Annotated in this window: 9 protein-coding genes and 1 pseudogene; 5 read left to right on the top strand and 5 right to left on the bottom strand. The window is 71.2% G+C overall.

From position 1 onward, the window contains the following. The 3 genes from KS423_RS29955 to KS423_RS29945 form a co-directional block, all read left to right on the top strand. On the top strand, positions 1-694 hold a 694-nt coding region (locus tag KS423_RS29955), incomplete at its 5' end, for a TerD family protein (protein WP_224282905.1). 136 nt (positions 695-830) lie between these two features. Further along, a complete protein-coding gene (locus tag KS423_RS29950; RefSeq protein ID WP_224282904.1) occupies positions 831-1,796 on the top strand; it encodes an SGNH/GDSL hydrolase family protein in 966 nt (321 codons plus the stop codon). A gap of 84 nt (positions 1,797-1,880) precedes the next feature. Further along, positions 1,881-2,375, top strand: a complete 495-nt coding sequence (locus KS423_RS29945; protein WP_224282903.1) for a GNAT family N-acetyltransferase — start codon at positions 1,881-1,883, stop codon at positions 2,373-2,375. Between the two features lie 5 nt (positions 2,376-2,380). Here the strand turns inward: KS423_RS29945 and KS423_RS29940 are convergent, their stop codons facing one another. After that, the gene (locus tag KS423_RS29940; protein ID WP_224282902.1) at positions 2,381-3,073 is read right to left on the bottom strand and encodes an RraA family protein; all 693 of its coding nucleotides are present in this window, start codon (positions 3,071-3,073) and stop codon (positions 2,381-2,383) included. Positions 3,074-3,222: 149 nt separating this feature from the next. Between KS423_RS29940 and KS423_RS29935 the strand changes: the two genes are divergently transcribed. Next, positions 3,223-3,816: a Uma2 family endonuclease gene (locus KS423_RS29935; RefSeq protein WP_224282901.1), complete on the top strand. Its 594-nt coding sequence runs from the start codon at positions 3,223-3,225 to the stop codon at positions 3,814-3,816. Positions 3,817-3,882: 66 nt separating this feature from the next. Here KS423_RS29935 and KS423_RS29930 read toward each other — a convergent pair whose 3' ends face one another. The 4 genes from KS423_RS29930 to KS423_RS29915 all read right to left on the bottom strand — a co-directional run bounded on the left by KS423_RS29930 (position 3,883) and on the right by KS423_RS29915 (position 8,713). Next, complete coding sequence (locus tag KS423_RS29930; RefSeq protein ID WP_224282900.1) at positions 3,883-4,812, bottom strand: proline dehydrogenase family protein; 930 nt, start codon at positions 4,810-4,812, stop codon at positions 3,883-3,885. Positions 4,813-5,013: 201 nt separating this feature from the next. Continuing rightward, positions 5,014-6,642, bottom strand: coding sequence for an L-glutamate gamma-semialdehyde dehydrogenase (gene pruA, locus KS423_RS29925; protein ID WP_224282899.1), 1,629 nt, complete (start codon positions 6,640-6,642; stop codon positions 5,014-5,016). Positions 6,643-7,031: 389 nt separating this feature from the next. Next, positions 7,032-8,120 (bottom strand): FAD-dependent monooxygenase, encoded by a 1,089-nt coding sequence (locus KS423_RS29920; RefSeq protein WP_224282898.1) that lies wholly within the window; start codon positions 8,118-8,120, stop codon positions 7,032-7,034. After that, a complete protein-coding gene (locus KS423_RS29915) occupies positions 8,117-8,713 on the bottom strand; it encodes a PadR family transcriptional regulator (protein ID WP_224282897.1) in 597 nt (198 codons plus the stop codon). The genes KS423_RS29920 and KS423_RS29915 overlap by 4 nt, the downstream gene beginning before the upstream one ends. Before the next feature lie 146 nt (positions 8,714-8,859). Between KS423_RS29915 and KS423_RS29910 the strand changes: the two are divergent. Further along, positions 8,860-9,069: pseudogene (locus KS423_RS29910) on the top strand (PucR family transcriptional regulator); the annotation flags it as partial.

Genomic DNA, 9,069 nt, shown 5'->3' with positions numbered 1-9,069 from the left:
GCCGGTCTCCGCCCCGGTGGACCCGCGGATCGCCCTCGCCACCGGCCAGACCACCGTCCCGGCCCCGCCCACGGCAGCCCCGGCGCCCGCCGCGCCCCCGGCCCCGACCGCCCCCGGGAAGATCACCCTGGACAAGGGCCGGATCAACCTGGTCAAGGGCAGCTCGGTCTCCCTGGTCAAGAACGGCCGTCCCTTCCTCTCCTCCGTCCGGATGGCCCTCGGCTGGAAGTCCACCGCCCGCGGCCGCGACATCGACCTGGACGCCTCCTGCCTCGCCTTCGACGCCCGGCACAAGCGGCTGGAGACGGCCTGGTTCATGAAGCTGAACATCTTCAACGGCGCGATCTCCCACTCCGGCGACAACCTGGTCGGCGGCGAGGGCGGCGACGACGAGGTGATCACCGTCCACCTGGAGGGCCTGCCGGCCGAGGTCCACGGGCTGGTCTTCGTCGTCAACTCCTTCTCCGGCCAGAAGTTCACCGACGTGCGCGACGCCTACTGTCGCCTGCTCGACGCCCGGACGGAGGAGGAGCTGGTCCGCTTCGACCTCACCAACTCCGAGCCGCACACGGGTGTGATGATGTGCAAGCTGGTCCGCCGTCCGGGCGGCGAGTGGGAGATGACGGCACTCGGCGAGTACGTCGACGGCAAGACCGCCCGGGCGATGATCGAGCCCGCCGCCGCGGCGCTCTAGGAACACCCTGCCCCGCGGCGTCACGGCCGCGCCCGCGGATTCACCCCCCTGAGGCATCAAGTCACCCACGTGGCGACTCGATTGACTCTCAAGGGGGGTGAATCGCGCTCTCCCCCGTACCCCGAGGAGGAGAGCCGTGCCACGCTTCCTGTCCCGCCTCGCCGTCGCCGGTACTGCCACCGCGCTCGCCGCCGGGCTGATCACCCCGACCACCGCCCAGGCGGCCGCCCGACCGGGCGGCCGCGCCGGCGCACTGCGGTGGACGGCCCTCGGCGACTCCTACACGGCCGGGGTCATCGAGGCCACCGGCGACGAGACCGAGCCGCGCGACGGCTGCGCCCGCACCGTCGAGTCCTACCCCGAGATCATCCGCCGCGACCTCGGCTCCCTGGTCACGCTGCGCAACGTCAGCTGCAGCGGCGCCACCACCGACGCCGTCGACGCGCACGCGCAGTCCCCGCTCGGCCGCCCGCTCCCGCCGCTCGGAACCGACCCGAACGCCCCCTACCCGCCCGTCCCGCCGCAGATCGACGCCGTCGACCCGGCCACCGACCTGGTCACCGTCGGGATCGGCGGCAACGACCTCGGCTTCGCCGAGATCCTCAAGGGCTGCATCGAACTCGGCGCCGTCCATCTCGGCCAGGGCACGCCCTGCAAGGACAAGTTCGACGCGGGCCTGCCCGACCGCCTCGCCCGGCTGCGCAACGACTACGACCGGATGCTGACCGCACTGCACGCCAAGGCCCCGTCCGCCCGGGTCCTCACCGTCGGCTACCCGCACCTCGTCCCCGAGGACGCCGCCCTCTGCCAGTACGGCAACCCCTTGCAGTTCGGCACCTTCACCACCGGCGACCTCGCCTGGGCCCGCACCGCGCTCGTGGAGCCGCTCAACGCGCTCATCGCCCGGGGCAGCGCCGCCCACGGCGACACCTTCGTGGACCTCTACCGCGCCGGCGCCGGCCACAGCGTCTGCGACGCCGACCACTGGCTGGACGGCGTGCTGACCAGCATCCTCCCCCTCGAGTACGCCGTGGTGCACCCCAACGCCACCGGCCAGGCCCACACCGCCGCCCTGGTCGAGGACGCCGTCCTCGGCGGCTGACCCGCTCCCCCGACGACCGGCCCCGACCGACGGAACCGCACAAAACCGGTGGCCCGCCGACTCGCCGGGGACCATTCTGGTCCGATGCCCTTCGACATCCGCGAGGCCACCCCCGACGACTGGCCCGCCATCTGGCCGTTCTTCCACACCGTCGTCGCCGCCGGCGAGACCTTCCCCTACCCCCTGGACATGCCCTCCGAGCTGGGCCGGGAGTGGTGGATGCTCGCCGCCCCGAACCGCACGGTGGTCGCCGTGGACGAGGACGGGCGGATCCTCGGCACCGCCAACATGAACCGCAACCGCCCCGGCAACGGCTCCCACGTGGCCAGCGCGAGCTACCTGGTCGACCCGGCCCACCACGGCAAGGGGATCGGGCGGGCCCTGGTCGAGTACACCCTCGACTGGGCTCGCCGGTCCGGCTTCCGCGCCATGCAGTACAACGCGGTGGTCGCCAACAACCACCACGCCGTGAAGCTCTACGAGTCGCTCGGCTTCGAGATCGTCGGCACCGTCCCCGAGGCCTTCCTCCATCCGGTGGACGGCTACGTCGGCCTGCACGTCATGTACCGGCCGCTCTGACCGGCCTACTCCTCGATCGCCCCGCCGACCCGCCGCAGGTGCTGCCGGAAGCTGTACGCCGGGTCGGCGGCGCGCCGCTCCAGGTACGCGTCGAAGGCGGTCTGCCGGCGCAGCGTGTCCCCGGAGGCGATCCGCCCGGCCTGCGCGCGCTCGGTCCGGGCGATCGCGCCGGCCGTCTCCAGCACCTCCGCGACCCGGTCGGCGGGCACGAACAGCACCCCGTCCGGGTCGGCGAACACCACGTCCTCGGCGCTCACCGGGTGCGGCCCGAACTTCGCCGTCAGCAGCGCCTCCGGCTCCCGGTCGTCCAGCCGCACCGGGCCGAGCGGCAGCGCCCCGTAGCTGAACACCGGCAGCCCGATCTCCAGCAGCTCGGGGGTGTCCCGGTGCAGTCCCCACACCACGATCCCGGCCACCCCGGCGGCCCGCGCCTCCAGCACCGCGAGGTCCCCGATGCAGGCCTCGTCAATCCGCCCGCCGTTGTCGATCACCAGCACGTCCCCGTCCCGGGCCGCCCCGTACGCCTCCAGGAACACGTCCACGCTCCCGTAGTGCCGTACCGGCAGCGCCCGCCCCGCCACCCGGGCCCCGGCCACCACCGCCGCCACCCCCACCGGCGCGACCCGCAACCCCACCCCGAGCCGTACACAGGCATCCGCCACCAACGGCGTCGACAGCCCCTCGAAGGCCTTCAGCATCCCCAACTCCTCCGCTCGAAAAGCCAGTTCACCAGCAGGAAGATCCTAGGCCCGACCTCAAACTCACACCATCGAGTGAGACTCCGTCGTATACGGCACGGCCCGGCCGAGCCGCGACTAGCGTGACGGTCCTCTGAAGGAGGGGCATCATGAGTGCTGTGGCGCATGAGCAACCGATCACGGGCTCCCCATCGCAGGCCGACATCCTGCTGGAGAGCTTCCTGAGCCTGCACTCCCCCGAAGGCTTCCGAGCCGAGCTCATCGAGGGAGAGATCATCGTGGCACCACCGCCGGACGGCGATCACGAGGACTACATCGACCTTCTCATCGATCAGGTGAAGGCCAAGTCCAAGGTCCACATGCAAGTGTCCGGCGGCAAAGGTCTCCGGCTTGTCAGCGGCGGCCTTTGCCCGAAGAACCACGTCATCCCGGATGCGACGTTCGCGCCACGGGAACTCCGCCTCTTCCGCGGCGCCCCGCCGTGGATGGAACCCGACGGTGTGGCCATGGTCGCCGAGGTCACATCGAGCAAGCCCGACCAGGACCGCATCACCAAGCGACACTGCTATGCCCGCGCCGGCATCCCGCTCTACCTGCTGATCGACCGCGAGAAGTCGCAAGTGAGCCTGTTCGGCAAGCCCCACCGCGAGGAGTACACCGAGGTGCATCTCGCCGCCTTCGGTGAACCGCTCGTGGTTCCGGCCCCGTTCGAGTTCGAGCTGGACACCAAGGACTTCCTCTAGAGCCGGGAGTACACGACGGCCCGCACCCCCGTCAGGGGTGCGGGCCGTGGTCCGTGGGCGCCTGGGTCAGCCGCGGGTGGCCATGGCGCGCAGGAAGAAGGTCAGGTTGGCCGGGCGCTCGGCGAGGCGGCGCATGAAGTAGCCGTACCACTCCTGCCCGTACGGGAGGTAGACGCGCATGGTGTTGCCCTCGCCGGCGAGGCGCAGCTGCTCCTCGGGGCGGATGCCGAACAGCATCTGGTACTCGAAGGAGTCCCGCTTGCGGCCGTTCCACTGGGCCAGCTGGCCGGCGATCTTGATCATGTTGGGATCGTGCGAGGCGATCATCGGGTAGCCCTCGCCCGCCATCAGGACCTTCAGGGCGCGGACGTACGCGAGGTCGACCTCGTGCTTGCCCTGGAAGGCGACCGACTCGGGCTCCTTGTAGGCGCCCTTGCACAGGCGCACGCGCGAGCCGGCGCCGGCGAAGTCGCGGCAGTCGGCCTCGGTGCGGCGCAGGTAGGCCTGGAGCACGACGCCCAGCCAGGGGAAGTCCGCCCGCAGCTCACGCGCGATGCCGAGGGTGGAGTCGGTGGTGGTGTGGTCCTCCATGTCGAGGGTCACCGTGGTGCCCGCGTCGGCGGCGGCCTCGCAGATCCGGCGGGCGTTCTCCAGCGCGATCTTCTCGCCGTCCACCGGGAGGAACTGGCCGACGGCCGACAGCTTGACCGACACCTCGGCGCCGGCGGCGAGGCCGGTCTCCTTGAGGGCCTTGAGCAGGTGCTCGTAGGCCTCGGCGGTGGCGGCGGCCTGGGAGGCGTCCTGGGTGTCCTCGCCGAGGTGGTCCAGGGTGACCTTGCGGCCGGTGGCGATCAGGTCGTCGGTGGCGGTGATGGCCGCGTCGAGGGCGTCGCCGGCGACGAAGCGCTCGACTATCGCGTGGGTCGGGGGGAACTTCTCGACCACGGTGCGGACCTGCGGGGACCGGGAGGCCGCGAGAAGGACGGAACGGAGCATCGTGACTCCTGGAGCTGGTGTTTCCAAGGGTGGCAGAAGGGCCGGGGCGGCGGAATCAGGGGTGCCGCGCAACGCGGGGTGGCGGCGGGCGACGGGCGGGTGGATCCGCCGCCCCGGCGGGCGACGCCCGGCTGCGGGACCGGGCGTCGCGGGTGACCGATGGCTACTGGACGAGCCGTGCGATCAGAAGGGCAGGGCTGGTCAGCCCATGTGCGGGTAGCGGTAGTCCGTCGGCGGGACGAAGGTCTCCTTGACCGAGCGGGTCGAGGTCCAGCGCGCCAGGTTCTGCTTGGCGCCCGCCTTGTCGTTGGTGCCCGAGGCCCGGCCGCCGCCGAAGGGCTGCTGGCCGACGACGGCGCCGGTCGGCTTGTCGTTGATGTAGAAGTTGCCGGCGGCGAAGCGCAGCTTGTGCATCGCGTCCTGGGCCGCGGCGCGGTCCTGGGAGATGATCGAGCCGGTCAGGCCGTACGCGGACACCGACTCCATCTGGGCCAGCATCTCCTCGTACTTCTCGTCCTCGTAGACGTACACGGCCAGGATCGGGCCGAAGTACTCGTCCTTGAAGTACTCGCTCGACGGGTTCTGGCAGACCAGGACGGTCGGGCGGACGAAGTAGCCCACCGAGTCGTCGTAGGTGCCGCCGGCGAGGACCTCCACGGACGGGTCGGCCTGGGCGCGGTCGATGGCGGCCTTGTTCTTGGCGAAGGAGCGCTCGTCGATGACGGCCGACATGAAGTTGGACAGGTCGGTGACGTCGCCCATGGTGAGGCCCTCGACCTCGGCGGCGAACTCGTCCTTGAGGCCGGCCCAGATCGACGCCGGGACGTAGGCCCGCGACAGCGCCGAGCACTTCTGGCCCTGGAACTCGAAGGCGCCGCGGGTCATCGCGGTCTTCAGGACCTTCGGGTCAGCGGACGGGTGGGCGACCAGGAAGTCCTTGCCGCCGGTCTCGCCGACGATCCGCGGGTAGGTGCGGTAGCCGGCGATGTTGTTGCCGACCTCGCGCCACAGGTGCTGGAAGGTGGCGGTGGAGCCGGTGAAGTGGATGCCGGCCAGCGCCGGGTGCTTGAGCGCGACCTCGGAGACGGCCAGGCCGTCGCCGGTCACCATGTTGATGACGCCCTTGGGCAGGCCGGCCTCCTCCAGCAGCTGCATCAGCAGGTGCGCGGAGAACTGCTGGGTCGGGGACGGCTTCCACAGCACCACGTTGCCCATCAGCGCGGGCGCGGTCGGCAGGTTGCCGGCGATCGCGGTGAAGTTGAACGGGGTGATCGCGTAGACGAAGCCCTCAAGCGGACGGTGGTCGCTGCGGTTCCACACGCCGTCCGAGGAGATCGGCTGCTCGGCCATGATCTGGCGGGCGAAGTGCACGTTGAAGCGCAGGAAGTCGACCAGCTCGCAGGGGGTGTCGATCTCGGCCTGCTGGGCGGTCTTGGACTGGCCGAGCATGGTGGCGGCGGCCAGGGTCTCGCGCCAGGGGCCGGCCAGCAGGTCGGCGGCCTTGAGGAAGATCGCGGCGCGGGAGTCGAAGGAGAGCGCCTGCCAGGCCGGGGCAGCGGCCAGGGCGGCGTCGATGGCGTCCTGCGCGTCGGCCTGGGTGGCGTTGCGCAGGGTGCCGAGCCGAGCCGCGTGGTTGTGCGGCTGGACGACGTGGATCTCGGTGCCGCCGCCCATCCGGCGCTCACCGTTGATCGTCATGGTCAGCTGGACCGGCTCCTGGCCGCCCAGCTCCTTCAGCTTGGCCTCCAGACGAGCCCGTTCCGGGCTCCCGGGGGCGTAGCTGTGGACCGGCTCGTTCACCGGCGCGGGGACCTGGGTCACAGCGTCCATCGATGCTCCTGCGATTCCTAGATTCATCAGCGCGGAGGGTTTCCGCACTGCTGCGCTCTGCGACATGCCTGAGGCATCGGGCAGGGCTTGTCCGTCATGAGGCCGGCTCGGCCGAGTGAGAAGCCCCTGGCACGCCAGGGGAGGAGTCACAGGGCGCACGCTCTCCTTGTGAGAGGTTGCAGTGAGATCCGGCGTGATCGCACGCCGACCGGAAATAACGCTATTCCAGCCGCCCGGCCCGCATGATTGGCCGGGCGGCTAAATTCCCCCGTACGGCGTTGTCCGGCCCGACGAATCGGGTCACGCCGCGGTCACGAACCGCCCCCGATCGCCACACCGTTCACACCACCCCGCACCACCGGCTCACGCCCCCGGCCCGGGGCACCGGCTCACACTCCGGCGCTCGCCTTCTGACCGTTCACCGCCGCCGCCTTGGCCGCGACCGCCTCCACCACCGGCCGCCGGGCCGCCTCGTACGCCGCCAGGGCCCGCCCCAGGTCAAGCTGCCCGGCCAGGCAGCGGGCCAGTTCGACGGCACTCTCGACGGCCAGCGAGACCCCCTGGCCGGAGCTGTTGGACGGGGCGTGCACCGAGTCGCCGACCAGCACCATCCGGTCGCGGTACCAGTGCGGCACGGACGGCATGATCTCCAGCCGGGGGAAGACCTCGACGCTCGCCTCGTCCGCCGCGGCCAGGACCTCCCGGGCGGGCAGGTCCTCGGCGTGCCGCTCGCGGGCCAGCGCCAGCCAGTCCTCCCGCGACACCGCCCGGGCCTGTTCCGGGGTCAGCTGCTCGGGGCGCGGGATGTTGCTGAACCAGGCGGTCCCGGCACCGTCCCGCAGCGCCCAGTACCCGAAGAACGCCCGGGGCCCCTGGGCGAAGTGGATGGACTCCCCGGCCGCGCGCGGGCCGTCCAGCCGGTGCGCGCTGTACCCGCCGACCCCGATCAGGCCGGTGTACTGCGGGCCGGGTGCGGCCGCATCGATCAGTCCGCGGACGACGGAGCGGGTTCCGTCGGCGCCGATCAGCAGGTCCCCGTCCGCGGTGGTGCCGTCGGCGAACCGGGCGGTGATGCCGGTCGCGCGCTCCTCGACGCCGACCAGCCGCTTGGCGTACCGGACCGGGACGCCCTCCTGCCGCAGCCGCCGCTGGAGCACGGCGTACAGCTCGGCACGCCGCATCACCCGGCCGGTCACCTCGGGGATCTCGGCGAGGACGCCGCCCTTGGCGTCCTCGATGACCATCCGGCCGACGGGCTGGCCGATCGCGGCGACCTCCGCCTCCAGGCCGACGGCCGCGAGCGCCGCCAACCCGTTGGACGCAGTCATAAAAGTTCCGCCCACGCCCTCGGCGGAGCTCGCGTAGGCCTCGTACACGACGGCCTCGATGCCGGCCTCGTGCAGCGCCAGCGCGGCCACCGGTCCGGCGATGCCGCCGCCGATGACCAGGGCCTTGTTCGCGGTGCGGGTCTCGCTCATTCCATCCTCCCCAGGTATTCCTCCAGGGTCCGGCCGAATTCCGGATCCCTGAGCTGTCCGATGAGGTTCTCGGTGTAGCGTCGTTCGGCCTCCAGCAGCGCGAGGGCGTAGTCGTCCTCGATGACGAACATCGGATGGATGTCCATCCCGGCCACCTTGTGCAACTGCGCGCGGGTGGCGTCGATCCGCTCGTCCAGGGCCTCCAGCCGCCGGCCGAGCAGGTCCGCCGACTCCTCGACCGGCAGGGCCGCCAGCAGGCACAGGGCGACCCCGAACGCCGGGTACTCGTACTGCGGTTCGGCGACCAGTTCACACATCCAGTCGTCGAGCTCCGTCCTGCCCTCCTCGGTGAGGGCGTAGACGGTGCGCTCCGGGCGCTGGGTGTCGCGGACGGTCTCCTGCTCGGCGACGAACCCGGCCTTCCGCAGCTGCTCGACGACCATGTAGAGCGAGCTGCGGTTGTACTTGATGTTGCGGTCCTTGCCCTGCTCCTTGAGCCGGCGCCCCATCTCGTACGGATGCATCGGCTCGATCGTGAGCTCGGCCAGGACCGCGAGGGCCAGCGGGTTCGACACCTTGCGTCGCTTCGCCATGAGAGCGTTCCTCATCAATTGGTCAGTACTGACTATCCATTCCCAGATAGTCAGAATCAACTATTCAGGATCGACGGGCCTGAACTCTGTCCGCCCGGCTAAAATCAACCACAAAACGTTGTCCGAGCGGATGAAGGAGGACCGGCGTGACCACCCCCGGCCTGCCGCTCCGTCAACTCCTGATGTCCCTCGGCGAACCGCTGGTCGAACTCCAGGCCGCCCCGCTGGGCCTGGACGTCCCGGTGCGCGACGTCGCCATCCTCGACCCGGAGGATCCGCCGACCGCCGCCCCCGGCGAACTCGTGCTCGCGATCGGCGCCCGCGGCCGCGCCGCCCTGCCCGCCCTGCGCGCGGCC

It is taken from the genome of Streptomyces sp. LS1784 (assembly GCF_020103755.1).
Lineage (GTDB): Bacteria > Actinomycetota > Actinomycetes > Streptomycetales > Streptomycetaceae > Kitasatospora.
This window is presented reverse-complemented; position numbering and strand designations above follow the sequence as displayed.

Coding starts and splice junctions, on each gene's coding strand:
- KS423_RS29945 (WP_224282903.1), top strand. CDS start 1,881: ATGCCCTTCGACATCCGCGAGGCCACCCCCGACGACTGGCCCGCCATC.
- KS423_RS29940 (WP_224282902.1), bottom strand. CDS start 3,073: ATGCTGAAGGCCTTCGAGGGGCTGTCGACGCCGTTGGTGGCGGATGCC.
- KS423_RS29935 (WP_224282901.1), top strand. CDS start 3,223: ATGAGTGCTGTGGCGCATGAGCAACCGATCACGGGCTCCCCATCGCAG.
- KS423_RS29930 (WP_224282900.1), bottom strand. CDS start 4,812: ATGCTCCGTTCCGTCCTTCTCGCGGCCTCCCGGTCCCCGCAGGTCCGC.
- pruA (WP_224282899.1), bottom strand. CDS start 6,642: ATGGACGCTGTGACCCAGGTCCCCGCGCCGGTGAACGAGCCGGTCCAC.
- KS423_RS29920 (WP_224282898.1), bottom strand. CDS start 8,120: ATGAGCGAGACCCGCACCGCGAACAAGGCCCTGGTCATCGGCGGCGGC.
- KS423_RS29915 (WP_224282897.1), bottom strand. CDS start 8,713: ATGGCGAAGCGACGCAAGGTGTCGAACCCGCTGGCCCTCGCGGTCCTG.